The following is a 26,463-nucleotide window of genomic DNA, read 5'->3' as shown; positions in this document are numbered from 1 at the left end:
ATGTTTACACGTCGCGTCCTGCGGCCGTCCATCCCCGCGTAATCCGATGAGTCCGGTTTCCGGTCATAAGCAAACGGCGCAGTGCGAGCACACCGGCGATGCCGATGCGGCTGCACAGGAACAGGATCCGTCGCGGCGCCGTTTCCTGCAGTGGAGCGCGCTGGCGGCAGCGGCGGGCCTGCTGCGCGTGCCGGTGGCGGCGGCCGAGTCCAGCGCAGGCCAGGTGCAGGCGCTGCCGTCGCAGCGGTACTACGACGGCGATCCCCCGGTTGGGCAGAACCCATTGCGCTTCGCGTCCTCCGGCAATGTGGTGCACAACGGCAAGGAGTCGATCGGCAAGCGCGGCGTGCAGATCCGCTGGCCCTATGTGCTTGGCTCCGCTGACCTGTCCGAGCTGCGGCTGCTGCTGGACAACTGGTGCTTTTCCTACCGCAACAATGCGATGGTCAACCTGGGCAATACGCTGCCGATTCAGGGGGCATCGTTGGAGATCGGTGGCGTGGTGAAGCCGATCACTTTCGGCGGCGCGGCCGGTATCACCCTGGACGATGGCGCCAACGACGTCCTGAGCGATCCGCTCACGCCGGCCGACTTCGCGCTTGCGACGTTCGCGCGCGGGACGATCGTGTACGTGAAGATGCTGGTGCTGTTCGACCTGTCCACGGCATCGAACCTGTGCAACAGCTCGGCGCGCGCCACGTCGCAATCCGGAGCCCGCGTGGCCTGGTTCGATCCAACGCTGACCGTCAGCAGCGACGTGTATGCGGCGGGGCAATGGACGCAAACCGGAGATGCGGTGCAGAGCCGCCCGAACGGTTATGTGCCCAAACTGGTCGGTCGGCACGTTGATGCGGCGGCCAAGGCATGGCTGTGCGTGGGCGATTCGCTCTGTCAGGGCACCGGCGATGCGGGCAGCACCACGCGCGTGGCCGGCCTGGGCTGGATGTCGCGGGCAATGCGCGATTCGAGCGACGCCGATGCAAGCCAGATCGGCTACATGAACATGGCCGTGCACGCCAGCACCAGCACGATAGCAGTCGCTGATGCGCGTAGCGCGACGCTGGCGAGATACGCGACGCATGCCGTCGTCATGTACGGTACTAACGACATCGGCATCGCCGGCACCGGCGTGTCGCTGGACACGCTGCAGACGCGGCTGTCGGCCATCTACTCGATGCTGCGCGCCAACCAGGTGCAGAAGATCCTGGTCGCGGACCTGTTGCCGCGGACCACCTCGACCGACAGCTGGGCCACAGAAGCGAACCAGAACTATTGCGGCGGCCCTGGCGGCTGGGACAGCACAGGACTCGCTGCGCAACTCAGCGCCTGGCTGGCGTCGAATGCGGGCGCAGCGGTCGATGCGTTCCAGCATTGGCCATCGATCCGCGGCAGCGACGATATGAAATTTCTGGCAACCGGAGCCGCGCGCTATGCGACCACCGACGGCACGCATCCCACCACTGCGGGCTACGGCCTCATGGCGGCAGACGTGCGTGCGCAGATGGACGCGCTGTAGCGCCGGACAGGGAAGTTCAGTGCCGCGCGTGGTGCGCCGGCCCGATGCCGATACACGCATGCCGCCGCTGCGCCGGCGGCTTGGCCGCTACCAGCCGCCGTAGGGATAGCCGTAGCCGCCGCGGCCGTAGTAGCCGCCGTGGCCTTCGCTCTGGCCGACGCTGATGCTGATGCCCACTTCGCGCGGCTTGCCGTCGTCGTTGTAATAGGTCTTGCACAGGTTGAGGTTGGCGGCCTGATAGTTGCTGTTGCCGCCGCGCGAGGAATAGCCGAAACCGGTGGCGACGCTGCCGTGCACATCGCCCTTGCAGCGGTCGGCATGCGCCTGCTCGGCCTCGGCCACGGCCTGGGTGGCCGCGGCCTTCTGCGCCGAGGCCGAGGTGCCGCTGGTGTCGCCGTAGTAGGCGCCGGGCGGATCGGCCTTGTACACCGGGTCGCTGCCGTAGGTGATCGGCTGCTGCGGCACGCTCAGGTCCAGCGCGCGCTTGGCCGCTTCGCTGTCGCGGCTGCCGGAACCGGCGTCGGCGGAGGTTTGCGCCATGGCCGGGCCGGCGAGCAGGGCGCAGGCAAGCAGGAGGGATCGTTTCATCGGACGTACGCCAAGGAAAGAGGGGCTGGAGGGCGGCAGCTGCGGCTGCGCGCCACCATGAGCCGACGCTATCAAGATCACGTTGAACCCGGCCTGTCGGTGCTGGGGAATTTTGTTGCCGGCGCCGGCCATCTGCCGCGATGCGGCGGCAAGCGCCGCCTTCTTCTTACTGTGGCTAGCCTTGCTGCAGGACGATATCGATCAGCTGCTGGCCGTAGCGGGCCAGTTTGGTGCCGCCGATGCCGCCGACGTGGGCAAGTTCGTCCAGGCTGGTCGGGCGCTGTTCGGCGATGTTGCGCAGGGTGCTGTCGTGGAAGATCACGAACGCCGGCACGTTCTGCTCCTTGGCCAGGCCCGCACGCAGGTCGCGCAGCGCATTGAACAGGCCCAGGTCCTGCGGCTGCACCGGGACGCCGGTGCGCGGGCTGCCGCTGCGCTCGCCGCGCTCGCGGCCGCGGCTGGGCGCCTCGCGGCGCATCATGATCTGGCGCTCGCCCTTGAGTACCTGGCGGCTGCCGTCGGTCAGGCGCAGCCCGCCGTAGGCGTCGCTGTCCACTTCCAGCAGCCCGGTGGCGACCAGCTGCCGGAATACGCCGCGCCAGGCGCGCGCGTCCAGGTCCTTGCCGATGCCGTAGGTGCTGAGCCGGTCGTGGCCGAACTGCTTGATCTTCTCGCCGTCGCTGCCGCGCAGGATGTCGATCAGGTGGCCGACGCCGAAGCGCTGGCCGCTGCGGTAGACGCAGCTCAGTGCCTTCTGCACGGCCACGGTGGCGTCCCAGGCCGCGGCCGGGGTCAGGCAGTTGTCGCAGTTGCCGCAGGGCTGCGGATAGGTCTCGCCGAAGCCGGCCAGCAGCACCTGGCGCCGGCATTGCATCGATTCGCAATAGCCCAGCAACTGGTCGAGCTTGCGCCGCTCGACCCGTTTGCGGTCTTCGCCGGCTTCGCCTTTTTCGATCATCTGCTTGAGCAGCACCACGTCGCCCAGGCCGTAGCACAGCCAGGCCTCGGCGGCTTCGCCATCGCGCCCGGCGCGGCCGGTTTCCTGGTAGTAGCCTTCCAGCGACTTGGGCAGGTCGGTATGCGCGACGAAGCGCACGTCCGGCTTGTCGATGCCCATGCCGAAGGCGATGGTGGCGCACATCACGATGCCGTCCTCGCGCAGGAAGCGGCGCTGGTTGCCGGCGCGCACCTCGGCCGGCAGGCCGGCGTGGTAGGGCAGGGCGTTGAGCCCTTCCTTGGCCAGGAACTCGGCGGTTTCCTCGACCTTGCGCCGCGACATGCAGTAGACGATGCCGGCGCTGCCGCGGTGCGCGCGCAGGAAATCCAGCAACTGGCGCTTGCTGTTGTCCTTCTGCACCACGGTGTAGCGGATGTTGGGGCGGTCGAAGGAACTGACGAAGTGGCGCGCCTGGGTCAGGTCCAGGCGCTCGGCGATCTCGCGCTGGGTCGGCGGATCGGCGGTGGCGGTCAGGGCGATGCGCGGGATCTGCGGCCAGCGCTCGTGCAGCACGGTCAGCTGCCGGTACTCGGGGCGGAAATCGTGGCCCCATTGCGACACGCAGTGCGCCTCGTCGATCGCGAACAGGGCGATGCGGCTGCGTTCGAGCAACGACAGGAAGCGCGGGGTCAGCAGGCGTTCGGGAGCGACGTACAGCAGGTCCAGCTCGCCGGCCAGCAGTTCGCGCTCGACCCGCTGCGCGGTCTCGGCGTCCAGCGTGGAATTGAGGTATTCGGCGCGCACGCCGAGCTGGCGCAGCGCTTCGACCTGGTCCTGCATCAGCGCGATCAGCGGCGAGATGACCAGGCCGGTGCCGTCGCGCAGCAGCGAGGGGATCTGGTAGCACAGCGACTTGCCGCCGCCGGTGGGCATCAGCACCAGCGCGTCCTGCCCGGCGGCGACGTGTTCGACGATGTCCTGCTGCGGACCGCGGAACTGGTCGTAGCCGAACACGCGGCCGAGTACGGAATGGGCGGAAGATTGCATGTGCCTAGGATACCGCGTAGGTCAAGCGCGGCAGTGCGTCACCGCCACGCACCGCGGTGTCAGGCGCCAGCGGCCGCGTGCGTAGGCATCGACCGACGCGCGCGGCGCCTGCCGACGAAGTGGCCGATCAGCAGCACCGGCAACGCGACCAGCCCATGTCCACTATTGGTGTGCACGCCCGAGTCGTCGAGTTGCGACCCCGCATAAAAGCCGGCGGCCAAGCCAGCCGCGATAGCGACGACGCATCCCAGCACGATGGCCAGCAGCGGGCCACGCAGCGAGGGAGACGCAGCACTCATCGAACGTCCATGTGGGCGGGCCGCGACCCTGGTGGGTCAGTATGCAGGATGTGTGTGAGTTAGGAGGCCTCTTGCGCAGAGGCTTCCAGCGTGCAAGCCCCCTTGAGTCAAGGGGGCGCGCCGACAGGCGCGGGGTTGTGGCAGGCGAGTGAGCAGGGGCCCAAGGTTTCGCCATCGGCGAAACTTTGGGTAAGCCCGCCAGGGGGCGGAGCCCCAGGGCTTACTGCAGCAACGACCGCAGCATCCACGCGTACTTTTCGTGGGTCTGCAGGCGCTGGGTCAGCATGTCCACCGACGGGTCGTCGCCGGCATCGTCGGCGGTCTTCAGCGCCTTGCGCGCGGTGCGGCACAGCGCCTCGTTGCCGACCACCAGCTGGCGCACCATCTCGCGCCAGTCGGCGCTGTCGCTCAGGCCCGGCTCTTCCGGGATCGAGGTCAGCGCGGCGAATTCCTTGTACGACCCCGGCGCGTTGAAGCCCAGCGCGCGGATGCGCTCGGCGACGTCGTCCAGCGCCGCCCACTGCTCGGTGTACTGGGTCTCGAACATCAGGTGCAGCGAGTTGAACATGGACCCGGTCACGTTCCAGTGGAAGTTGTGGGTCTTCAGGTACAGGGTGAACGCGTCGGCCATGAAGTGCGACAGGCCGTCGGCGATCTTCTTGCGGTCGCCGCCGCCGATCCCGATATCGATGTTGGGCGCGGACGGCGCCAGCGCGGCCAGCGGCGTGGTGGACGCTGCCTGCTTGGTGGGGCGCTTGGTCTTGCCGGGGGTCTTGCTCTTGGCCATCAGGGAATCCTCTTGAGGGGTTGGGAACGATATGGCGTCACAATAGACAGACTAAAGCATGCGCTGTTATTCAACGTTCAACGGCATCCGATTGATGAGCACGATCGAAAAAGAATTGGCCACCCGCCTGCGCGAGCGCCGCGACGCGATCGACGCGGCGCTGACCCGCGACCGCGGCCGCCTGTATGGCCTATGGTCGCGCTGGCAGGCCGCGCCCGGCGATCCCGCATTGGAGGCGGCGTTCGAGCAGGCGCTGGGCCAATCGCGGGCGCGCTGCCAGGCGCGTGCGGCAGCGGCGCCGGCGATCACCCTGGACGACCAGTTGCCGATCGCGCGCGAGGCCGAGCGCATCGTGGCGCTGATCCGCGCGCACCAGGTGGTGGTCATCGCCGGCGAGACCGGCTCGGGCAAGACCACGCAGCTGCCGAAGCTGTGCCTGGCCGCCGGCCGCGGCGCCGCCGGCATGATCGGCTGCACCCAGCCGCGGCGCATCGCCGCGCGTGCGGTGGCCGCGCGCGTGGCCGAGGAATTGCGCACGCCGGTGGGTGGGGCGGTGGGCTTCCAGGTGCGCTTCAACGACCGGGTCGGCGAGGAGACCCGGATCAAGTTCATGACCGACGGCATCCTGCTGGCCGAGATCGCCAGCGACCGCTGGCTGTCCAGCTACGACACGATCATCGTCGACGAGGCGCACGAGCGCAGCCTCAACATCGATTTCCTGCTCGGCTACCTCAAGCAGCTGCTGCGCAAGCGCCCGGAGCTGAAGGTGATCGTGACCTCGGCGACGATCGACACCGCGCGCTTCGCCGAGCATTTCGACGGCGCGCCGGTGATCAGCGTCGAGGGCCGCACGTTCCCGGTGGAAGTGCGCTACCGGCCATTGGAGGGCGAGGGCGGCGGTGCGGACGGCGAGGGCGAGGACCGTGCCGGCGAGCGCACCGTCAACGATGCGATCGTGGCCGCGGTGGACGAGATCACCCGGCTGGATGCGCGCGGTGACGTGTTGCTGTTCCTGCCCGGCGAGCGCGAGATCCGCGATGCGCACCAGGCGCTGGAGCGGCGCAAGTACCGCGAGACCGAAGTGCTGCCGCTGTACGCGCGGCTGTCCAACAGCGACCAGGACCGGGTGTTCAATCCCGGCCCGCGGCGGCGCCTGGTGCTGGCCACCAATGTCGCCGAGACCTCGCTGACCGTGCCGCGGATCCGCTACGTGGTCGATCCGGGCTATGCGCGGATCAAGCGCTATAGCCCGCGGCAGAAGCTGGACCGGCTGCACATCGAGCCGATCTCGCAGGCCAGCGCCAACCAGCGCAAGGGCCGTTGCGGGCGCGTGGCCGAGGGCATCTGCTACCGGCTGTACGCCGAGGCCGATTTCCAGGCGCGGCCGGAGTTCACCGATCCGGAGATCCTCCGCTCCAGCCTGGCCGGGGTGATCCTGCGCATGCTGCAGCTGGGCCTGGGGCGGATCGAGGATTTCCCGTTCCTGGAACCGCCGGACGAGCGCGCGGTTGCCGATGGCTGGCAGCAGCTGGTGGAACTGGGCGCGGTCGGCGAGCCCGACCGCCACGGCCTGCGCAAGCTCACCGAGATCGGCCGCAAGATGGCGCGGTTGCCGGTAGACGTGAAGCTGGCGCGGATGCTGGTGGCCGCGCAGCAGCACGGCTGCCTGCGGCCGATGCTGGTGATCGCCGCGTTCCTGGGCATCCAGGACCCGCGCGAGCGCCCGCCGGAAGCGCGCGAGGCGGCCGACAACGCACATGCCAAGTTCGCCGATGCGCGCTCGGAATTCGTCGGCATCCTGCGCCTGTGGGACGGCTATCGGCAGGCGCACGAGGAGCTGACCCAGTCCAAGCTGCGCGACTGGTGCGGGCGCCACTTCCTCGGTTTCCTGCGCATGCGCGAATGGCGCGAACTGCACCGCCAGCTGCACCTGCTGTGCGAGGAACTGGGCTGGAGCGAGGAGCCGGCGGCGGCCTCGCTGCTGCCGCTGCTGGCCGGTGCCGCAGCGCCGCCACCGGCCCGCGATGCCGAGACCAGCGCGCGCGCAACGCGTGGGCAGTTGCATCGCGCGGCGCGGCTGGCGCGCGAAGGACGCAGCGAGCCGGCGGCGGTCGCGCCGGTCGCTGCCAGGCCCGCGCCGCCGGCCAACGCAACCGACGCTGCGCCACGCGCCAGCGAGCGCGAACGCGCCGCCGCCTATCAGGCCTTGCACCGCGCACTGCTCGCCGGTCTGCCGACGCAGGTCGGCCATCGCACCGAGAAGGGCGATTTCCTGGCGCCGCGACAGCGCCGTTTCCTGCTGTTCCCCGGCTCCACGCTTGCCCGCAAGCCGCCGCCGTGGGTGTTGCCGGCCACGCTGCTGGACACGCAGAAGGTGTGGGGCATGACCAATGCCGCGGTCGAGCCGGACTGGGTCATCGCCGAGCTGCCGCACCTGCTGGCGCGCAAGCATTTCGACCCGCATTGGTCGCGCGCGCAGGGGCAGGTGCTGGCGTCCGAACAGATCAGCCTGTTCGGGCTGGTGCTGGCGCCGAAGAAGCCGGTGCACTACGGCCGCATCGACCCGCCTGGCGCGCACGAATTGTTCGTGCGCCAGGGCCTGGTGCCGGGCGAGATCGACACCCGCGCCAGCTTCGTCGCCGACAACCAGAAAGTGCTGGCGCAGGCGCACGAGGAAGAAGCCAAGCTGCGCCGCGCCGGCATCGTCGCCGACGAGGACTGGCAGGCGCGCTGGTACCTGGATCGGATTCCCGGCGAACTGCATTCGGCCGCCGGCCTGGACGCGTGGTGGAAGGCATTGGCGCCGGAGCAGCGGCGCGCGCTGCACTGGTCGTTGACCGACCTGCTGCCGGGCGAAGGCAGCGAGGCCGATCGCTATCCGAAATACTTCGCGCTGGGCGACGCGCGGCTGCCGCTGCATTACAAATTCGAACCCGGTGCGGCCGACGACGGCGTGACCCTGGAGGTGCCGCTGCACCTGCTCAATGCGCTGGATGCGGCGCGGCTGTCGTGGCTGGCGCCGGGCTTCGTCGCCGACAAGGCGGCGGCGCTGATCCGCAGCCTGCCCAAGGCGCTGCGCCGCAACTACGTGCCGGCGCCGGACTTCGCCCGCGCCTTCTGCGAGGCGTTCCCGCAGCCCAGCGCCGACGACATCCGCGGCGAGCTGGCGCGCTTCCTGCAGCGCGCCACCGGCGCGGCGCTGAGCGCGCTGGACTTCGACGAAAGCGCGCTGGAGCCGCATCTGCGTATGCACCTGCGGCTGCGCGACGACGCCGGCAAGGTGCTGGCCGAATCGCGCGACCTGGAGGCGTTGCGCGCGCGCTTCGGCGATCGCGCCGGGCAGGCGTTCGCCGCGCGCGCCGGGCGCGAGATGGCCGCGGACGGGCTGCGCGAGTTCCCGTCCGCGCCGATCCCGCTGCAGGTGCCGGGCGAAGCGGGGGTGCCGGCGTATCCGGCCCTGGTGGACGCAGGCGAGGCCGCGGCGCTGCGCATCTTCGCCGACCGCGCGCAGGCTGAGGCGGCGCATCCGCGCGGCGTGCGCCGGCTGCTGGAGATCGCGCTGGCCGACAAGGTCAAGCAGGCGCGCAAGCAACTGCCGGTGTCGCCGAAGACCGGGCTGCTGTATGCGGCGATCGAGTCGCAGGAGCGGCTGCGCGGCGATCTGGTCGATGCGGCGTTGAATGCCTTGCTCGAAGAGGGCCTGGACGCGATCCGCGACCCGGGTAGCTTCGCCCAGCGCCGCGATGCGGCCGGCAAGCAGTTGTTCGGCGAGGCGATGGAGCGATTGAAGCTGGCCGAGGCGATCATGGGCGCGGCGGCGGAATTGAAACCGCAGCTGGAATCGCCGCTGATGGGCTGGGCCAGCGGCAACCTCGACGACCTGCGCGCGCAGCTGGCGGCGCTGGTGCATCCGGGTTTCCTGCGCGAAACCCCTGCCACGGCGCTGGCGCAGTTCCCGCGCTACCTGCGTGCGATGATCCTGCGCGCCGAACGCGCCAAGCGCGATCCGGCCCGCGACCAGGCGCGGATGCTGGAATTGAAGCCCTTCGTCGATGCGCTGGCCGATGCCGCCGCGGCCGGACGCAGCGCCGATCCGCAATGGCAGGCGCTGCGTTGGGACCTGGAGGAATTGCGCGTGTCGCTGTTCGCGCAGGAACTGGGCGCCAAGGCCGGGATCTCGGCGAAGAAGCTGGCGCAGCGGGTGGCTGGGGGGCGGTGAGGCTCGGGACTCGGGACGCCTCGGGGCTCGGGGCTCGGGACTTTCGCAAGTTCGGCGCATTTTTGCTTTTCTGTAGGAGGGGCTTCAGCCCCGACGCCTTACCGGTAACGCGTCGGGGCTGAAGCCCCTCCTACAAAAAAAGCGGCTGCGCCGGAGCTGCAAAAAAAAGCCGCTTTTTTTTAAAAAATCGGCCCTTTTTGCATCAAATCGCTTGACATCGATTTACCCCGGGACATCATCCTGCCGTCCCGAGTCCCGAGTCCCGAGTCCCGAGTCCCGAGTCCCGAGTCCCGAGTCCCGAGTCCCGAGTCCCGAGTCCCGAGTCCCGAGTCCCGAGTCCCGAGTCCCGAGTCCCGAGTCCCGAGTCCCGCCTCAATCATCCACCCGCTCGCCCATCAGCTCGCGCTGGCGCTTGTCCAGCTCCTCGGCGTAGCGCTTGCGCACGAAGCTCTCGGTCAGTACGCCGAGCACCTTGCCGTGTGCGTCGACTACCGCCAGTTCGTCGCTCTGGGTCAGGTCGAACTGGCGCATCGCGGTGACCACGTCGGTCTCGGCGCGTAGCGCCACGTCGCGGTTGCCGGCGTAGTCGGCAATGGCGGCGTCGGCGTTCACGCCGTCGGCGTAGGCCGCGGCCAGCGTCACCAGCCCGGCGTAGCGGCCGTGTTCGTCTTCCAGCACCACGCGGGTGCTCGAGCCGAGCGGGAAACGTCGGCGGAACTCGGCCACCGAGGTGCCGGCGGCGAGCGGGTGCACGTCCTGGCGCATCATCCGCCCGGCGCTCAGGTGCTTGACCCAGCCTACGTCGCGCGCGCTCTTGATGGTCTCGCCGCGCAGGTGCAGGCGCCAGGTCGAGAACGAATAGCCGAACACCTGGCGCACGATGGTGTTGGCCACCAGCACCGCCACCATCACCGCGCTGGCCAGCACGAAATCATGGGTGCCCTCGAGCACCAGCATCGCCATCGTCATCGGCGCGCCGACCACCGCCGCGGCCAGCGCGGCCATGCCCGCCAGCGAGGCGGCGGTGCCATCGACCAGGGCCATGCCGGTGCCCAGGTTCAACAGGCCGGCGAACAGGCCGCCGACCAGCGAGCCCATGAACAGCGAGGCGAAGAACAGGCCGCCGCGGAAGCCGAAACCCAGGGAAATGCCCGAGGCCAGACACTTGAGCAACAACAGCACGCCCAGCCATTGCAGCGAGGTCGGGCTGGTCAGGTCCAGGTGCAGCGCGCCGTGACCGGAGGAGAGCACTTGCGGGGTGATCAGCGCCAGCGGGATCAGCATCAGCCCGCCGGCCACCGGCCTGGCCCAGCGCGGCAGCGGGCTGCGGTTGACCGCCTGCTCGATCGCCGCGACCAGGCGCATCACCGCCACCGCCAGCAGCGCGCAGATCACGCCGAGCAGCGCGTACAGCACGTAGTCGCGCGCTTCCAGCGCAGACGCCGCCGAGGCCGGCAGCAGATACGGCTGCACGCCGGCGGCCTGGGCCACGAACACCGCGCCCAGCGAGGCCACCGCCACCGGCGCCAGCGCCGACGGCGAGTACGCGCCGATCACGATCTCGAACGCATAGAACGCGCCAGCCAGCGGCGCGCCGAACGCGGCGGCGATGGCCGCGCCGGCGCCGGCGCCGACCAGGGTGCGGATGTCGGCGCGGCGCAGGCGCAGGATCCGCCCCAGGTGCGAGCCGCTGCCTGCGCCCATCTGCGTGTACGCCGCTTCCAGCCCGACCGAGGCGCCGCAGCCGTTGGACAGCAACGTCTGCGCGGACACGATCAGGTTGTCGCGCATCGACATGCGCCCGCCATGCAGCGCATTGGCTTCGACCGCATCGATCAGCTGGCGCTTGCGCGCGCGCGCGGCCATGCCGAGCAGGCCGACCAGCAGCCCGCCCAGCGGCAGCACCAGCAACTGGCCCAGGCTCAACGCCGGCAGCGCGCTGAGCCGGGCATCCACGTCCAGGCCGTACAGCCAGGCCTGCGCGCCGTGCGCCAGGCCGCTCTGCAGTAGGGTCAGCAGGCCGGCGAGCAGGCCGACCAGCAGGGCGAGCGCGATGAACCAGATATCGCTGGCGCGGAAGCGCCGGCGCAGCGCGTCGGCGAGGCTGTGCGAGGCGTCGGCCAGGCCCGGCCGCGGCGGCTGGCGCACGTTCACGGCAGGCGGTTACTTGATGCGACGGACTTTGGCGCGGGTGTTGTAGTTGTCGATCTGCATGTACCACGCGCCCATGATGCCCGGGGTGATCTTCACCTTGGGCGCGTTGCGGCGCACGCTGGCCAGGCTGGCGGCTTCGGTCTGCTCCCATTCCTGGCCGTTGGCCAGCACGTAGTGGCGGCCCTTGGAGAAGCCGCTGAACGTGCCGACCAGGGTGCTTTCGATCGGCTCCTGGCTGCCGAAGTCGAAGAAGCCGCGGTTCTTCACGATCACTTCCTGGCGGCCTTCTTCCTTGGCTTTCTCCAGCGCCACCGCGGTCTCCTTGGCGACCTTGCCCTGCAGCCAGTCGTTCAGCGCGGCCAACTCCTGCGGCGACAGCTTGTCCAGCCCGGCGGCCTTGAACTGCTGCGCCGACATCTGCGTCTGCAGGTCGCCTGCCACGGCGCGCTGCGCGGCGGCAGGAGCGGCGGCCACGGCGAGCGCCGCGCACAGGACCAGGGGAGTGAGGCGCGCAAGCAGCATGGCGGGATCCGGGCAGTGGAGTGCGAGCTAGTGTAGTCGCAAGACGTGGCGCGGGCGCCGCGGGGATGGCCGGCGCGGCGGTGCCCGCGCTGCTCCGAAGTGGGCGCGGTTGCCGCGGCGCTCAGCCGGCGCCGGATTCCGCCGTGGACGCGGTGCGGGGCGGACGCCGGTACACGAAGGCCGGCGCCGCGTCGGCGGCCTCGCGTTGCGTCAGCGCCTGCAGGTCGGCATGCTCCGGCGCGCGCTCGCAGACCGGGTCCAGCGTGGCCGCGTCGCCGCTCAGCGCCAGCGCCTGGCAGCGGCAGCCGCCCCAGTCGATCTCGCGTTTCGGACAGCCCTGGCACACCTCCGGCATCCACGCGGTGCCGCGATAACGGGCGAACGCCTCGCCGTCCTGCCAGATCGCCGCCAGCGGGCGCTCGCGCAGGTTTTCGAACACCATGTCCGGCAGGGTTTCGGCGGCATGGCAGGGCAGCACGTCGCCGCGCGGGGAGATGTTGACGAAGCGCCGGCCCCAGCCGCCCATGCACGCCTTGGGCCGCTGCGCGTAGTAGTCGGGGGTGACGAAGTCGATGGTCAGGCGCTCGCGCAGGCGTTCGCGTGCCGCGGTCACCGCGACCACGGTGGCGTCGATCTGCGCGCGGCTGGGCATCAGCGCGGCGCGGTTGCGCAGGCCCCAGCCGTAGTACTGGGTGTGCGCCACTTCCAGGCGTTCGGCGCCCAGTTCCAGCGCCAGCTCGATCATCGCCGACACCCGCTCGGCGTTGTGGCGGTGGATCACCGCATTGATCGTCAGCGGCAGGTCGAGCGCACGCACCGCTGCGGCGAAGGCGCGCTTCTTGGCCAGGCTGTCGCGGTAGCCGGCGATGAAGTCGGCGCCGGCGGCATCGGCGTCCTGCACGCTCAGTTGCACGTGTTCCAGCCCGGCGGCGGCGAGTTGCGCCAGCATCGGCGCGCCGCCGGCCACGCCGGAGGTGATCAGGTTGCTGTACAGGCCCAGCGCGCGTGCATGCGCGACCAGCGCAGGCAAGTCCTGGCGCAGCATCGGTTCGCCGCCGGAAAAATGCGCCTGCAGCACGCCCATCGCCGCGGCCTGGTCCAGCGCCGAGCGCCAGCCGGCAGTGTCCATCTCCTCGCGCAGGCTGGCCAGGGCGATCGGGTTGGAGCAGTACGGGCAGGCCAGCGGGCAGCGGTGGGTCAGCTCGAGCAGCAGCGACAGCGGCGGCGGCACGGTCGGGGTCATGCGCGCAGCAGGCGCTTGCCGTGCAGATCCGCGGCCAGCTCGAGCACGTCGCGCTCGACCTCGGCCGGATCGGCGGCGAACTCGGCGGCCAGTTCCGCGGCGATCGCCGCCAGCGAGCGCGTGCCGTCGCAGCGCGACACGATCGCATGCGCGATGTCATCCAGTTCGATCACCCGTTCCGGCGCCAGCAACACCCATTGCGCGCGGGTGCGGTCGTGCTGCAGGCGCACGCCGGCCGCCAGCCGCGGGCAGCTGTCGGGCGCCGCTGCGCTCATGCCACCGCCTGCGCCGGGGCGGCGACGAACGCCTCCGGCCAGGCCACGCCGGGTTGCACGTAGGCGAAGTGCAGCGCGTCCAGCTGCGACCACAGCACGCCGCACTTGAAGCGCAGCGCGTCCTGCACCAGTTGCTGCTTTTCCAGCGTATCGGCGTGGCGCTTGACGTAGTCCAGGGCGAAGTCCGAATCGCGCGGCGCCTCGTGCAGGCGGTGCTCGAAATACGCCAGCGCCTCGCGCGAGACGAAATCGTAGTGCTGCAGCATGCCGGCGACGCGGCGGCCGATGATGCCCGGCGCGAACAGCTCGGTCAGGGACGAGGCGATCGCCTCCAGCAGGCTCTTCTCGCGCACGAAGTGCAGGTACGCCTGCACCGCGAAGCGAGTGCCGGGCAGCAGCGCGCGACCGGACTGCACCAGCGCGCGGTCCAGGCCCAGCGCGTCGGTCAGGTGCAGCCAGCGCGCGATGCCGCCTTCGCCGTCGGCGCTGCCGTCGTGGTCGACGATGCGCTGGCGCCAGATCCGGCGCAGCGCCGGATCGTCCATCCGTGCCAGGATCGCCGCGTCCTTGAGCGGGATGCAGCGCTGGTATTCGTAGCGGTTCAACGCCCAGGCCTGGACCTGGCCGCGTTCGAGCCGGCCGCTGTGCAGCAGCGCGTGGAACGGATGCTGGTCGTGGTACAGGCGCGCGCCGATTGCGCGCAGTTCCGCTTCCAACTGTTCGGGGCTCAGCAATGCACTCACAAGCGGGTGCTCACAGGCGGATTTTTCACAGCGTGATGTCCATGCCGTCGTGGGCGACGTCCCAGCCGTGCGCGGCCACCGCCGCGCGTTCGGCCGAGCCGGCGTCGAGGATCGGGTTGGTGGTGTTGATGTGGATGAAGATCTTGCGCGCCACGTCCAGGTCGGCGAACGCGCGCAGGGTACCGGCCTCGCCGTCGATGCTGAGGTGGCCCATGCGCTGGCCGGTCTTGGTGCTGACCCCGAGTTGCACCAGTTCGTCGTCGCGCCACAGGGTGCCGTCGAAGAACACCAGTTCGGCGCCGCGCAGGCGCGCACGCAGCGCGTCGGTCATGGCGGCGCAGCCGGGAATGTAGTGGAGGCGATGGCGGCCGTCGTCGATGGTCAGGCCCAGCGTTTCCTCGTCGGAGCCGGCCAGGTCGCCGCTGTGGTGGCTCTCCATGAACAGCGGCACCTTGCCCGGCACCGCAAACGGGGTCACTTGCAGGCCGAGCAGCGACAGCGGCGTGTCCAGGGCGAAGGCATGGCGCTGCACGTAGGCCGGGTGCAGCGCGTCGAAGATCGGGTTCTGTGCCAGCAGGTCGAGCACGCGGCCGCTGGCGTACAGATCCAAGCGCTGGCTTTCGCGCATCGACAGCAGGCCGGCGATATGGTCGATCTCGCCGCTGGTCAGCAGCACGGCCTCGATCGGGGAATGGCGCAGGTCGCGTTGCGGCCACAGCACCGGGGTCGCCAACAGTTGCTGGCGGAAATCGGGCGAGGCGTTGATCAGCAGCCAGCGCTGGTTGTCTGCGCTGACCGCAATGCTGGCCTGGGTGCGACGTTGGGCACCCGCAAGCTGTTGCCATGCCCGCAGGCTCGCGGGCGTATGGCAGTTCCATTGCGGGTGCCCCCCGCCGGCCGCCGATCCCAATACGATGAGGTGCATCCGGTCTCCGTCTACGGCGCCTGGCCGGTCACGCATCGTCTCGGCAACGTGGCTGACACGCGATCAAAGATCGCCGGAGGCGTAAGCGTTTATTTCCGCACCGACGCAGATCTCGCGAATCACGGGCTTGTTCCATGTCTTCATTGCAATGCCTCTGGAAGGTTCGAACAGCTCAGCAACGACGCTCTACATTCGCCACAAACGACGAGTGCGCGTCATGCCCAGAATAGGCATGGACTTGACGGGTGTTGTGAATTTAAGGTGAAACGGTCGACAAATGTAAGTCCGATCACACTGGGCTAAAAGTGCGTCAGAAACGCGGCATCAGGAAACCGCGGCCGCCGAGGACGACGCGGCCGCCGTGTCGGAGGTCGCGTCCGCGCGGCGCGCCTGCTTGACAAGTTCGATCGGTTTCTTCTGGACCCACTCGGTTTCCACGTGCAAGCCAAGTTCCTGGAACAGGGCGGCGACATTGGCCAGATGCGACGGGGTACGGTCCGCGTATTCGCTGAACCGGCCGGAGTCGTTGTCGATGCACAGCCGGTCTTTTTCGTCGTAGTACAGCCTGCCGCAGATCCTCGATTCGGGAAGGAAGCGATTGCGTTCCCAGGGGGTGTTCCATGGTTGGCCGCCGACCAGGGTAACATGCCCTTGCGCGTACAGCTGTTCGGCCTTGCGTACCGCCTTATCCTTCATGTCGCCGGTGAGCGGGTGATTCGGATGGGTCTCGCCGACGATCAGGCTGCCGTTGCGGCTGATGTTCCATTTGTATTCGACCTGCCGCTTGCGCAGCGCCTCCAGGTTCAGGCACTGCGCCAGCTGCGCGCCTGGCGTGGCAGGCTGCATTTTCTCGATCTGTTCCTGGGTAAGCAGCGTGGGTGGCTGGCTGGCGATTTGATGCAGTTCTGCCTCGCTCAGTTCCAATGCTTTGGCCGCCGCTCTGGAGGTGGACGGGGCGGTCGCTGCCCGGCCGAGCTTGCGCAACGGCTTTGCAGTGGCGATAACCACCCGGCTCGGATTGATCTTGACCCGCCCCATGCCCTCGCCGAGCTCCTCGACTTCCTGCGCCTGGATCGGCGTTCTCTTGACCAGGGCGCCGTCTTTTTCCAACACCTTGCCGCGGGCCGGCTGGCAACTGCCGAACAGCGTATCCAGCCGTGCGGCGGGCAAGGGCGTGCCGAGCGCCATGGCCGGCAGCGAACGCGTGCGGCGTAGCGACGGTGCTTTCGGCAGCGGCGACGAGGCGGCATCCATCCCCGGTCGCGGGGATGCCTGCGGATGCGGGATGCTGCCGTCGCTGTGACCGCCGGCAACCGCAGGCTCCGAACGTGATGGGCTGACCAGGCTAGTTGTGTTGATCTTCATGGCAGTTTCGACCGAAACACGGCGCCTGAGCTTAGACATCCGCGTTGCCCGATCGCGCGACAGCTGCGAAATGTCATCGGTGCCGGCGAAAAGGCGCCGCCGCCTGGCGCGCCCGGCCGCCATCCACGGGCGATTGTGACCCGCAGCGCAAGCGGGTTAGTGTATCGGCACCCCTCTTCGCGACCGCCGCTCCTTGACTGTCTTCGCTCATCCCGGCCTGGAGGCGCTGCTGCAGCGTCCGGCTGCCGCCGCGCTGGCGCCCGCGCTGCGCGAAGCGCTGTTGCAGGCCTGGCACGCGCAGCCCGAACAGACCGCGCGCGCGCCGTGGCCGGTGCTGGCCGATACGCTGGACGCGCTGGCGCTGCTGTCCGCCGACGAAGCGGCGTTGCTGGCCGCGCTGCTGTTCGACCTGCCCGGCTTGCGCGCGCAGCTGGCGCAGTTGCCGGTCGTGCCGCCGGCGCGGGCGCAGGCGGTGGTCGGCCTGCTCGACGGCCAAGACGCGGCCGATCAGGTCTGGGCGCTGCACGCCGGGCGCGAGGCCGGGCGCAACAGCGAAGGCCTGCGCCGGCTGCTGCTGTCGATCGTGCAGGACCTGCGCGTGGTGCCGATCCTGCTGGCGCGGCAGCTGGCGAAGATGCGCGTGGCCGACAAGCTGCCCGAGGCGCAGCGCCGCGCGCTGGCGCAGCTGACCCGCGACATCCACGCGCCGCTGGCCAACCGGCTGGGCATCTGGCAGCTGAAGTGGGAGCTGGAAGACCTGGCGTTCCGCCATCTGGAACCGGACACCTACCGGCGCATCGCGCGCGAGGTGGACGAGAGCCGGGTGGCGCGCGAGCGCTACATCGAGGCGGTCAAGAAGATCCTGTCCAAGGCGCTGGGCGAGCAGGGCCTGCGTGCGGAGATCAGCGGCCGGCCCAAGCACATCTACAGCATCTGGCGGAAGATGCAGAAGAAGCGGCTGGCCTTCGACCAGCTGTACGACCTGCGCGCGGTGCGGGTGATGGTCGACGACGTCGCCGCCTGCTACGCCGCGCTGGGCGTGGTGCACGCGCTGTGGGCGCCGGTGCCCAGCGAGTTCGACGACTACATCGCCCGGCCCAAGGCCAACGACTACCGCTCGCTGCACACCGCCGTGGTCGGCCCGGAAGGGCGCACGATCGAGGTGCAGATCCGCACCCACGACATGCACGCGCAGGCCGAACTGGGCGTGGCCGCGCACTGGAAATACAAGGAAGGCGGCAAGGGCGCGGAGAAGGCATTCGACCGCAAGATCACCTGGATGCGGCAGTTGCTGGAACAGTCGCAGGACGGCGAGCAGGGCGGGCTGGCCGGCGCGCTCGACGCCGAACTGGTCGAGGACCGGGTGTATGCGCTGACCCCGATGGGCGAGGTGATCGACCTGCTGCAGGGCGCCACGCCGCTGGATTTCGCCTACCACGTGCACACCATGGTCGGGCACCGCTGCCGCGGCGCCAAGGTCAACAACCGCATCGTGCCGCTGACCCACAAGCTGCGCAGCGGCGACCGCGTCGAGATCCTCACCGGAAAGGAGGCCGAGCCCCGCCGCGACTGGCTGCTGCCGGCCAACGGCTACCTGGCCAGCGGCCGTTCGCGCGACAAGGTGCGCGCCTGGTTCCACAAGCTCGACCGCGCGCGCAACGTGCAGGCCGGCAAGGACCTGCTCGAGCGCGAGCTCAAGCGCCTGGGCCTGCAGCACGCCGACCTGCTGCCGGCGGCGAAGAAATTCCATGCCGACGGCATCGAGGAACTGTACATCCAGGTCGCGCTCGGCGACGTCGGCCCCAGCCAGGTCGGCCGCGCCCTGCACGAGGCCGAACGCGCCGCGGCGCAGCCGGCGGCGCCGGCGCTGCCGCGGCCGACCGCACGCCGCAGCGGACTGGCCAAGTCCAAGTTCACCGTGCAGGGCGTGGGCAACCTGCTGGTGCAGCTGGCACGCTGCTGCCAGCCGGTCGCCGGCGAGCCGATCGCCGGCTATCTGACCCGCACCCGCGGCGTCACCGTGCACCGGGTCGATTGCGCGTCCTTCGCCCGGCTCGCCGCCAGCAACCCGCAACGGGTGCTGCCGGTGGAGTGGGGCCAGGCCGGCGGCGGCTACGAGGTGGACGTGCTGGTGCGGGCGATGGACCGGCGCTGGCTGCTCAAGGACATCACCAACCTGATCGCGCAGGAGGAGGCGCACGTGCTGGAGATCAACAGCGACAACGTGCGCGACAGCGGCCGCACCCAATTGCGGCTGCGCCTGAAGGTCGGCGACTACGGGCAGTTGTCCACGCTGCTCGGCAAGCTCGACGCGCTGCCCGGGGTGGACGAGGCGCGGCGCCTGGGTTGAACGCAGGCCGTGCGCGGCCGGCGCATGCATGGTCTTGCCATGCACGCGCGCTAAGCTTGCGCGGTGAGCAAGCCGCCAGATCAGGTCAGGGACGAACGCCGGCGCCCGCCGCGGTCGGTGCCGCTGTGGCGCGACCGCCGTGTCTGGCGCTGGGCGCTGGCGGCGCTGCTGCTGGCGGCGCTGGCGCTGGTGATGTTCCGCCGCCCGCTGGCCGATCTGCTGTGGCCGGAAACGCGTATCCAGCAATTGCTCGACCAGGGCAATGCCGCCTTGCGCGCCGGCCGCCTCAGCACGGCCGACGGCAGCGGCGCGCGCGAGCGCTTCGAGGCGGCGCTGGCGCTGGACGGCGACCGCCTGCAGGCCCGCGCCGGACTGGCCGCGACCGGCCGCGCCGCGCTCGGCCAGGCGCGTGCGGCGCTGGCCGCCGGACGCTATGCGCAGGTGCGCTCGGCGTTGGCGCTGGCGCGCGCGCTGCAGGTGCCGCGCGCCGATGCCGATCGGATCGACGCCGCCTTGCGCCAGCGCGAGGCCGCGCATGCCGGGCTCGACCAACTGCTGCAACGGGCGGCGCAGGCCCGCCGCGAGGGCCGCCTGGATGGCGCGCCCGACGCGGCGCTGCCGCTGTACCGGCAGGTGCTGGAGTTCGCCCCGGAACGCACCGAGGCGCTGGAAGGCCGCGAGGATGCGCTGTCGGAATTGCTGCAGCGCGCGCAGGCGGCGCTGGCGCGGGGCGACGTGGCCGCGGCCGCGGCGCTGGTGGACAGCGCCCGCGACTACGATCCCGGGCATGTCGATCTGCCGGCCGCGCAGGCGGCGCTGAATCGCACGCTGGAAGCCTTGCAGCGCGACGCCGATGCGGCGCTGCGTCGGCAGCGGCTGGACGCAGCGGCGCGGGCGCTGGCCACGCTGCGCGCGGCCGCACCCGATGCCGCCGGCGCGCGCGACAGCGCCGAACGCGTGGCCGCGGCCTATGCGGCGCAGGCCACGCGCGCGGCCGCCGACTTCCGTTTCGGCGAGGCCGAGCGCGCGTTGCAGAAGGGGCAGGCGCTGGCGCCCGACAGCCGCGCGCTGGCCGACGCGCGGCAGGCGCTGCTGCGGGCGCAACAGCGCCAGGCCAGGCTGCATTCGCCGCTGTCGCCGGCGGCGCGCGCGCGCCGCCTGCAGGCCGTGCTGACCGAGCTGCAGGCGGCCGAGGCGCGCGGCGACTGGCTGACCCCGCCCGGCAGCAGCGCCTACGACGCGCTGCAGGCGGCGCAGGCGCTGGCGCCGCGCGATGCGCGCGTACGCAGCGCCGAGCAGCGCGTGCTGGCGGCGCTGCGGCGCTGCTTCGACGACGAATTGCGCGGCAACCGGGTGCTGGCGGCGAGCGCGTGCTACTACGCCTGGCGCGCGCTGGCGCCGGGCGGCAACGGCGTGGCTACGGCGCGGCGGCGGCTGGCGCAGCGCTGGCTCGCGGTCGGCGACGAGCGCCTGAGCGCCGGCGATGCCGAGTTCGCGCGCGAAGCCCTGCGCCACGCCCGCGCGATCGATCCGGGCACGCCGGAACTGGCCGCGTTCGCGCGCCGCCTGCGGAGTTTGTCGCCCGGGCGTTGAGCGGCGTTGCGCTGCCTCCGAGCTTGCTGGCGACTCCAGTCCCAGTGACTTCAGCCCAGATAGCGACTGAAGCCGTCGTGGTTCCAGACTCCGATTGTCGCGGCTGAAGCCGCTCCTACAGGGACTTGCGGCCATCCAGCCGGGTGCGCTGTAGGAGGAACTTCAGTCCCGACCGATCACCGAAACCGTCGCGGCTACCGGCTCCGCTCGTCGCGGCTGAAGCCGCTCCTACAGGAGCTTGCTGCGCTTGCTGGGTGCACTGTAGGAGCGGCTTCAGCCGCGACCGGGCGTTACCAGCAAGCAAGGCTACGGTCGCGGTGCAGGCAATGCGCCCGTGCTTGCCAACGGGTCTTCCGCCGCACGTTTAAGGTGTTCTCAGTGGTATTGGCAAGGGTTGTACGTCAATCCGCGATCAGCTCCACCTGCGTCTGCACGCGCACCCAGGCGTCCTGGCTGGGATCGTTGAGCGTGGCGTGCAGGACATAGGGACCGAGCGGATCCTCAGGCTCGAAGCGCAGCTACAGCGACAGCGGCGCCAGTTCCAGCATGCCCGCTGCGGCCGGTTTGCCGCCGCTGGTCAGCGGCCGCGCAGGTTCCTGCAGCGCGACCTGGCCATCCGGCCCGAGCATGCGCAGGCTCAGTTGCGCATCGCAGGCGCCGTCGTTGTTGGGACTGGGCGCGCAGCCCGAATACAGCACGACCACGCGCAGCGGTTCGCCACGATGCACGCGTGCGGTCGTACGCAACTGCGGGCCGTGGCTGCTGTCGGCTTCGGTCCACTCTTTGCCGAAGCGCGCGAACGCGGCGTCGTCGGCGACGTGGACGGTTGCTGCGAAATTCTTGCCGTGCGCGCGCTCGGCGCTGTCGGCGACCGGCTTGCCCTGGCGATCGTGCCACTGCGCGCAGGGGGCAAACGGCAGGGCCAGCAATCCCAGGGCGCAACACGCCAGGCCGCCGCGCAGCAGGCGCCCTGCACGCTGTTGCATGCCGACCTTCATGCCGGCGCGCCCGCGTGCCAGCGCCAATGCCAGGGTTCGTAGACGATGCCGTGCGGATTGTCGCGCGGATAGCTCATCCGGTAGCCGAAGCCGGCGGCATGCGCGCGCAGCCAGGCGAAGGCCGCGGTGCGCTCGAAGCTTTCCTCGGCCGGCGCTTCGCCGGGCGTGCCGATGTCCAGCGCGTCGCCGCTGTGGTGTTCGCTATAGCCGGGCGCGGCATTGACCTGCAGGATCTGCTGCAGGGTCTGCCCGCGCGCGAACTTGCGCGCGAAGATGCCCAGTTGGTAATCGTGGCTGCGGTAGCCGGAGATCGCCTCCAGCACCACGCCGTCGCGCGCGGCGGCGCGCTGCAGCGCCCGCCAGGCGCGCGCAGCGCCGGCGCTCAGCCACAGCGGGCGCCGGTAGCGGTCGCGGCCGGCGGCATGCAGGGTGGCGGGTTCGGCCTGCAGCGGCAGGCCGGTGCTGCGCGCGTAGTCCTCGGCGTCCAGGCCGAGGCCGGCCAGGCGTTCGTGCAGCGCGCTCAGCGGCAGCCGTGCGGCGTCGTCGGGTTGCCGGCGCAGGGGGAGTGCGTCGAGGCGATCCAGCGCCGCATCGATGCCGGATTCGTGCATCAGCCGCGGCAGCAGCGCGTGCAGGCCGTGCGCGGAGGCGGCCGCCAGATAGCGGCCGTCGCACTTGCGCCGCAATAGCCAGGTCGCCTGCGCGAGCAAACGTGCATCGAGGTTGCTGCGCGCGCGCAGCAACCTGGCCGGCAGCAGTTCGATGTATTCGGTATTGAGCAGCAGGGCGGGAGCGGGGCGCATCCGCACAGGGTAGGGCTAAGCGCGGTGCGCGGCCAGCCGTTGCAGGTCCTGCAGCAGTTGCCGCGGCTGTTCGGGGCTCAGCAGCAGCCAGCGCCCGTCGCGCAACGGCAGCGCCAGCACGCCGCTGGCATCGGTGAGCAGGCAGAACGCGCGCTGGCCGTTGCGCATGCGGAAATAGCCGGATTTGAAGCCGGGCAAGGTGTAAGCGATGCTCCTGCGGGTCGGCGCGAATTCGCCGTGCTCGGCCAGGTCCAGCACGCGTGCCTGCGCCAGATCGATCTGCGCGACGTCGGTGCGCGCGGCGAACAGGCTGGAGCGGACCAGCAGCGTTGCTCCTTGCAGGCGGATGCCGCGCCGCAGGTACAGCAGGCTCAGCACCGTGCCGGTCGTGGGCAGCAGCGCCAGCGTGGCCCAGTGCAGGCGATGGCCGCGGTCCGGGCTGGACAGGCCCACGGCGGCGACCAGCCCGGCGGCGAGCAGCAGCGGCAGCCACAGGCCCAGCAGCGGCAGGCGCCCGGGCGTGGCCACGCGGTAGTCGCGGCAGGTCGGTGCGGCGCGGGAATGGCTGTGTATGGCGGTCACTGGTGTGCGCGGATCCGTTGTGCGCGGATCCACTGCGCGGTATCGGCGATCAGCTGCGGGTCGACATGCCCGGGCTGCGCGTACTCGGCGGGGTTCGGTGCGCCGCTGCCGGCGATGCCGAGGTGGTTGAGCTGCGCATAGCGGTGCAGGGTCGCGTGCGGGTTGTCGCCCAGCGCCTGCTGCCAGCGCTGCCAGTCCGGCGCGGTGACCTGGAAGTCGCGTTCGCCCTGCAGCCACAGCACCGGCTGGCGCAGGGCGAGGACGTCCGCCACCGGATCCACCTTGTCGAAGGCGCGCCAGTACGCGGCTGGCAGGTCCTGCGGCGAATCGGTCCGCGCCACCGCGCCGTCGCCGCGGACCTTGGCCACGCGCCGCTCGATCTCGGCCAGGCGTGCCTTGCCCTCGGCGGACGGCGTGCCTTGCAGGCCCAGCAGATAGCGGTTCTGGTCGAGCAGCAGGTCCAGCAGCGCGCGCGCCGGTGCCGCCCACAGGACGATGCCGGCGGTCTTGCCGGACATGCGCGCGATGCGCGCGGCGAGCATGCCGCCCTGGCTGTGGCCCATCACGAAGATGCGCCTGGGGTCGATGCCCGGCGTGCGCGCCAGCGCCGCGACCGCGGCGACGGCATCGTCGGTGGTTTCGTCGTCCATGGTGAAGCCGTCCTCCATGCGCCCGGCGAAGCTTTCCGGCAGGGCGAAGCTGCGCTTGTCGTAGCGCAGCACTGCGATGCCTTGCGCGGCGAGGCCACGCGCGACATCGAGGAACGGCCGGTTCGGGCCGATGCTCTCGTCGCGGTCCAGCGGGCCGGAGCCCTGCACCAGCACCACGGCCGGGAACGGGCCCTTGCCGGCCGGCAAGGCCAGGGTGCCGGGCAGCGGACCGACCGCGAATGCCTGTTCGGCGAAGCCGGCATCGGCGGCGGGTGGTGGCGGTGCCGGTGGCGCCGCCGGGGTCAGCAGCAGGCCGGCGATCTTGCCGTCGGCGTTCACCGAGACATGCAACAGCATCGCCCCGCGTTCGAACTGCAGGCGTTGCTCGATCAGGCTGAGCCCTTGCTGCTGGCGTTCGCTGGCCGTGCCGCGCTGCTGCAACGCGCCCATCTGCGCGGACACCATGTGCCAGGCCTCGGCCAGTTTCTCGGCCGGCACCGCTTGCGCCATCGCCGGCGAGAAGTCGCGTTCGGCCGCAGCGATGTCGCCGGCCTGCAGGCGGTCCAGCAGCGTATCGGCGGCCTGTCGCGGCGAGGCGGCGAAGGCGGCTGCCGGGAACAGCAGCACTGCCAGTAACGGGGTGAAGGAGCCGCGCCCGCGCATGTCAGCTCTGCTTCTTGAAGACCAGCAGGACCGGCTGCAGACGTGGCGAGTTGATCACGCTGACCAGTTCCCAGCCCAGGGCGCCGTGCTTGTTCAGTTCGGCCTGGATCGGTTCGGGGTCCGCTCTGCCGAGGAAGCTGAGCTTGAATTTCACTTCGACGGTGAGGTAGGTCCAACGTGTGCTCATGGCTTGGGTTCCTTGTCGTCGCCGGGCTTGGGCAGCCGGCCGGCCTTGCGCAGCGCGTCGCGCAACACGTATTCGATCTGTGCGTTGAGGCTGCGCAGCTCGTCGTCGGCCCAGCGCTGCACCGCCGTCAGCACGTCGGCGTTGATGCGCAGCGGATAGGCCTTCTTCTCGCTCATACCGGGGTCCGGGGCTCGCGCATCAGTACAGCGAGCCGGCGTTGACGATCGGTTGCGCGCCGCGGTCCGAGCACAGCACGGTCAGCAGGTTGCTGACCATGTGCGCCTTGCGTTCCTCGTCCAGCTGCACGGTGCCGTTCTTCTCCAGTTCGGCCAGCGCCATTTCGACCATGCCCACCGCGCCGGCGACGATACGCGTGCGCGCCGCGATCACCGCGTTGGCCTGCTGCCGTTGCAACATCGCCTGGGCGATCTCCGGCGCGTAGGCGAGGTGGCTGATGCGCGCTTCGATCACGTCCACGCCGGCCTGGGTCAGGCGCTCGTCGAGGTGGCGCTTGAGCTGCTCGCTGATCTCGACGGGGTGGCTGCGCAGCGAGATCTGGCCGTCCTCGTGCTGGTCGTAGGGATAGCTGGTGGCCATCGCGCGCAGCGCCGATTCGGACTGGATGTGCACGAAGCTCTCGTAGTCGTCGACGTTGTACACCGCCTCGGACGCATCGATCACCTGCCACACGATCACCGCGGCGATCTCGATCGGGCTGCCGTCCAGTTCGTTGACCTTGAGCCGGCCGCTCTCGAAGTTGCGCACGCGCTGGCTGACCTTCTTCTTGGAATAGAAGGGGTTGTTCCAGCGCAGGCCGTTGTCCTTGACCGTGCCCACGTACTTGCCGAACAGGCTCAGCACCGCGGCCTGGTTCGGCTGCACCGTGTACAGGCCGCACAGGCTGAACAGGGCGACGGCGCCGAGCAGGAGCGACAGCAGCACCAGCGGCAGCGAGCTTGGCCCGTCGGCGACCGGGTCCTTGGTGATGCCGACCACAAACAACCACAGCGCCAGTCCGGCCAGGACCAGGACGCCGAGCAGGAGCGGAATGCCGGGCAGCGAGCGAAGCGTGCGTTCTTTCATGGCGGGGTTCCCAAAGGGGTGTGGCGGAAAGATATCACTTTGATATCGGTTTGCAAGAGGGGCGGCATGCCGCGGCGGCGCCGATCGAGCGGCGGCCCTGGGCGAAGGCATTGCCGTCATGGTCGCCGGGGAGTGCGCTGCGCTGGTGGCTGCTGCCGCAGGCACGATGCGTGGCCCGCACAGGCACGGCATGCCGCCCGGCACCGGTGCGGGCAGCGGACAAGGCGTGCGCTGCGGCAGACGCGGCGATCAGCCGTCGATGATGACCACGGGCGTGCGCAGCGTGGCCAGGTGATGGGTGCCGACGGCGATGTCGCTGCGGTAGCAACCCGGGGACGTCGACGGTGCAGCGTTTGCCGACGCGCACGCCTGCGGCGATGTCCACGCGCCGGCCCAGCGTCGCGTGGCTGCCGATCACGGCTTGCGCACCGATGAAAACCCCGGCGTCGATCCATGCCGACGCGCCGATCTTCGCGCCGTGCTCCGGCACGGCGGCCGTCCCGATCCAGGCGTTGTAGGCGATGTCGCAGTGCGCGCCGACGATCGCGCCGGCGCCGACCAGTCAGTTCTCGCCGATCTTCGCGGTGGGCGCGACCGTGGCGCCACGGCAGAGCCGAAGCGCTCGACCTTGTCGTACCAGGCGTAGTGCGGCAGCGACTGCAGCGGCTCGTTCAAGCCGCCGTTGCTGAGACTGCGCAGGCGCGCCAGGTGTTCGGCCTGCGCGGCGCTGCCTTGCGCGTGATAGCGGTGCGCGTCGGCGATGCCGGCGTCGTCCATCTGCACCTGGAACTTCACCTGCCGGGCCAGGGTGCGCGCATGCACGAAGCGCGGGTGCAGCGCATCGCGCAGGTTCTCGTAGGCCGGCTTCCAGTTGAAGTTGGCCTCGAAGGTCGCGACCAGCACCTCGCTGTCGAACTGTCCGGACGCCCGCCGC

The 26,463-nt window shown here is 70.3% G+C and carries 25 protein-coding genes; 4 read left to right on the top strand and 21 right to left on the bottom strand.

Going from position 1 to position 26,463, the window contains the following annotated elements:
• Window positions 1-46: 46 nt before the first annotated feature.
• Window positions 47-1,516, top strand: a complete 1,470-nt coding sequence (locus KHF85_RS14285; RefSeq protein WP_284567175.1) for an SGNH/GDSL hydrolase family protein — start codon at window positions 47-49, stop codon at window positions 1,514-1,516.
• An 87-nt stretch (window positions 1,517-1,603) separates the two neighbouring features.
• On the opposite strand, the gene KHF85_RS14280 is transcribed toward KHF85_RS14285, so the two are convergent.
• The 4 genes from KHF85_RS14280 to KHF85_RS14265 form a co-directional block, all read right to left on the bottom strand.
• Window positions 1,604-2,104 carry a hypothetical protein gene (locus tag KHF85_RS14280; RefSeq protein WP_284567174.1) on the bottom strand — a complete coding sequence of 167 codons (501 nt, stop codon included), beginning with the start codon at window positions 2,102-2,104 and terminating at the stop codon, window positions 1,604-1,606.
• A 175-nt stretch (window positions 2,105-2,279) separates the two neighbouring features.
• Complete coding sequence (gene recQ / locus KHF85_RS14275; RefSeq protein WP_284567173.1) at window positions 2,280-4,088, bottom strand: DNA helicase RecQ; 1,809 nt, start codon at window positions 4,086-4,088, stop codon at window positions 2,280-2,282.
• Between the two features lie 59 nt (window positions 4,089-4,147).
• Entirely contained in the window at window positions 4,148-4,387 is a 240-nt protein-coding gene (locus KHF85_RS14270) for a hypothetical protein (RefSeq protein WP_284567172.1), read from the bottom strand.
• Window positions 4,388-4,607: 220 nt separating this feature from the next.
• Window positions 4,608-5,174 (bottom strand): Dps family protein, encoded by a 567-nt coding sequence (locus KHF85_RS14265; protein WP_064538059.1) that lies wholly within the window; start codon window positions 5,172-5,174, stop codon window positions 4,608-4,610.
• A gap of 94 nt (window positions 5,175-5,268) precedes the next feature.
• Between KHF85_RS14265 and hrpA the strand changes: the two genes are divergently transcribed.
• A complete protein-coding gene (hrpA, locus tag KHF85_RS14260; protein WP_284567171.1) occupies window positions 5,269-9,393 on the top strand; it encodes an ATP-dependent RNA helicase HrpA in 4,125 nt (1,374 codons plus the stop codon).
• Window positions 9,394-9,765: 372 nt separating this feature from the next.
• On the opposite strand, the gene KHF85_RS14255 is transcribed toward hrpA, so the two are convergent.
• The 8 genes from KHF85_RS14255 to xopV all read right to left on the bottom strand — a co-directional run bounded on the left by KHF85_RS14255 (window position 9,766) and on the right by xopV (window position 16,443).
• Window positions 9,766-11,547, bottom strand: coding sequence for a chloride channel protein (locus tag KHF85_RS14255; protein WP_284567170.1), 1,782 nt, complete (start codon window positions 11,545-11,547; stop codon window positions 9,766-9,768).
• Between the two features lie 9 nt (window positions 11,548-11,556).
• Complete coding sequence (locus KHF85_RS14250; protein ID WP_237653237.1) at window positions 11,557-12,069, bottom strand: hypothetical protein; 513 nt, start codon at window positions 12,067-12,069, stop codon at window positions 11,557-11,559.
• A 121-nt stretch (window positions 12,070-12,190) separates the two neighbouring features.
• Window positions 12,191-13,312 carry a pyrroloquinoline quinone biosynthesis protein PqqE gene (pqqE, locus tag KHF85_RS14245; RefSeq protein WP_284567169.1) on the bottom strand — a complete coding sequence of 374 codons (1,122 nt, stop codon included), beginning with the start codon at window positions 13,310-13,312 and terminating at the stop codon, window positions 12,191-12,193.
• Window positions 13,309-13,587, bottom strand: coding sequence for a pyrroloquinoline quinone biosynthesis peptide chaperone PqqD (gene pqqD / locus KHF85_RS14240; RefSeq protein WP_284567168.1), 279 nt, complete (start codon window positions 13,585-13,587; stop codon window positions 13,309-13,311). Before pqqD ends, pqqE begins: the two co-directional genes overlap by 4 nt.
• On the bottom strand, window positions 13,584-14,330 hold the full coding sequence (gene pqqC / locus KHF85_RS14235) for a pyrroloquinoline-quinone synthase PqqC (RefSeq protein WP_284567167.1): 747 nt from the start codon (window positions 14,328-14,330) through the stop codon (window positions 13,584-13,586). Before pqqC ends, pqqD begins: the two co-directional genes overlap by 4 nt.
• Window positions 14,331-14,355: 25 nt before the next feature.
• Window positions 14,356-15,255 (bottom strand): pyrroloquinoline quinone biosynthesis protein PqqB, encoded by a 900-nt coding sequence (pqqB, locus tag KHF85_RS14230; RefSeq protein ID WP_284567166.1) that lies wholly within the window; start codon window positions 15,253-15,255, stop codon window positions 14,356-14,358.
• A gap of 63 nt (window positions 15,256-15,318) precedes the next feature.
• Entirely contained in the window at window positions 15,319-15,399 is an 81-nt protein-coding gene (gene pqqA / locus KHF85_RS14225; protein WP_081274989.1) for a pyrroloquinoline quinone precursor peptide PqqA, read from the bottom strand.
• Between the two features lie 180 nt (window positions 15,400-15,579).
• Entirely contained in the window at window positions 15,580-16,443 is an 864-nt protein-coding gene (xopV, locus tag KHF85_RS14220; RefSeq protein ID WP_409976709.1) for a XopV/AopV family type III secretion system effector, read from the bottom strand.
• Window positions 16,444-16,813: 370 nt separating this feature from the next.
• Between xopV and KHF85_RS14215 the strand changes: the two genes are divergently transcribed.
• Together KHF85_RS14215 and KHF85_RS14210 are read left to right on the top strand one after the other, a co-directional pair.
• The gene (locus KHF85_RS14215; RefSeq protein WP_284567164.1) at window positions 16,814-18,970 is read left to right on the top strand and encodes a RelA/SpoT family protein; all 2,157 of its coding nucleotides are present in this window, start codon (window positions 16,814-16,816) and stop codon (window positions 18,968-18,970) included.
• A 63-nt stretch (window positions 18,971-19,033) separates the two neighbouring features.
• Window positions 19,034-20,563 (top strand): hypothetical protein, encoded by a 1,530-nt coding sequence (locus KHF85_RS14210; RefSeq protein WP_284567163.1) that lies wholly within the window; start codon window positions 19,034-19,036, stop codon window positions 20,561-20,563.
• Window positions 20,564-21,081: 518 nt separating this feature from the next.
• On the opposite strand, the gene KHF85_RS14205 is transcribed toward KHF85_RS14210, so the two are convergent.
• From KHF85_RS14205 to KHF85_RS14165, 9 genes are read right to left on the bottom strand one after another with little or no spacing between them, the layout of a single operon-like run.
• Window positions 21,082-21,549 (bottom strand): hypothetical protein, encoded by a 468-nt coding sequence (locus KHF85_RS14205; RefSeq protein WP_284567162.1) that lies wholly within the window; start codon window positions 21,547-21,549, stop codon window positions 21,082-21,084.
• A gap of 8 nt (window positions 21,550-21,557) precedes the next feature.
• Window positions 21,558-22,364 carry a M15 family metallopeptidase gene (locus KHF85_RS14200; RefSeq protein WP_284567161.1) on the bottom strand — a complete coding sequence of 269 codons (807 nt, stop codon included), beginning with the start codon at window positions 22,362-22,364 and terminating at the stop codon, window positions 21,558-21,560.
• A 15-nt stretch (window positions 22,365-22,379) separates the two neighbouring features.
• On the bottom strand, window positions 22,380-22,946 hold the full coding sequence (locus tag KHF85_RS14195; protein WP_284567160.1) for a hypothetical protein: 567 nt from the start codon (window positions 22,944-22,946) through the stop codon (window positions 22,380-22,382).
• Window positions 22,943-24,259 (bottom strand): alpha/beta hydrolase, encoded by a 1,317-nt coding sequence (locus KHF85_RS14190; protein ID WP_284567159.1) that lies wholly within the window; start codon window positions 24,257-24,259, stop codon window positions 22,943-22,945. The genes KHF85_RS14195 and KHF85_RS14190 overlap by 4 nt, the downstream gene beginning before the upstream one ends.
• Window position 24,260: 1 nt before the next feature.
• Complete coding sequence (locus KHF85_RS14185) at window positions 24,261-24,446, bottom strand: DUF4177 domain-containing protein (RefSeq protein ID WP_064539207.1); 186 nt, start codon at window positions 24,444-24,446, stop codon at window positions 24,261-24,263.
• On the bottom strand, window positions 24,443-24,622 hold the full coding sequence (locus KHF85_RS14180) for a type II toxin-antitoxin system antitoxin (RefSeq protein WP_064539206.1): 180 nt from the start codon (window positions 24,620-24,622) through the stop codon (window positions 24,443-24,445). The genes KHF85_RS14185 and KHF85_RS14180 overlap by 4 nt, the downstream gene beginning before the upstream one ends.
• A gap of 22 nt (window positions 24,623-24,644) precedes the next feature.
• Window positions 24,645-25,529: an SPFH domain-containing protein gene (locus KHF85_RS14175; protein WP_284567158.1), complete on the bottom strand. Its 885-nt coding sequence runs from the start codon at window positions 25,527-25,529 to the stop codon at window positions 24,645-24,647.
• A 34-nt stretch (window positions 25,530-25,563) separates the two neighbouring features.
• Complete coding sequence (locus KHF85_RS14170; RefSeq protein WP_284567157.1) at window positions 25,564-25,947, bottom strand: hypothetical protein; 384 nt, start codon at window positions 25,945-25,947, stop codon at window positions 25,564-25,566.
• Window positions 25,944-26,432: an SRPBCC family protein gene (locus tag KHF85_RS14165; RefSeq protein WP_284567156.1), complete on the bottom strand. Its 489-nt coding sequence runs from the start codon at window positions 26,430-26,432 to the stop codon at window positions 25,944-25,946. The genes KHF85_RS14170 and KHF85_RS14165 overlap by 4 nt, the downstream gene beginning before the upstream one ends.
• Window positions 26,433-26,463 lie beyond the last annotated feature (31 nt).

The sequence above is a fragment of the Xanthomonas graminis pv. graminis genome, assembly GCF_030168915.1.
In the GTDB taxonomy this organism is placed as follows: Bacteria; Pseudomonadota; Gammaproteobacteria; order Xanthomonadales; family Xanthomonadaceae; genus Xanthomonas_A; species Xanthomonas_A translucens.
The sequence above is the reverse complement of the archived record's forward strand: the minus strand, read 5'-3'. Positions and strand labels throughout refer to the sequence as shown.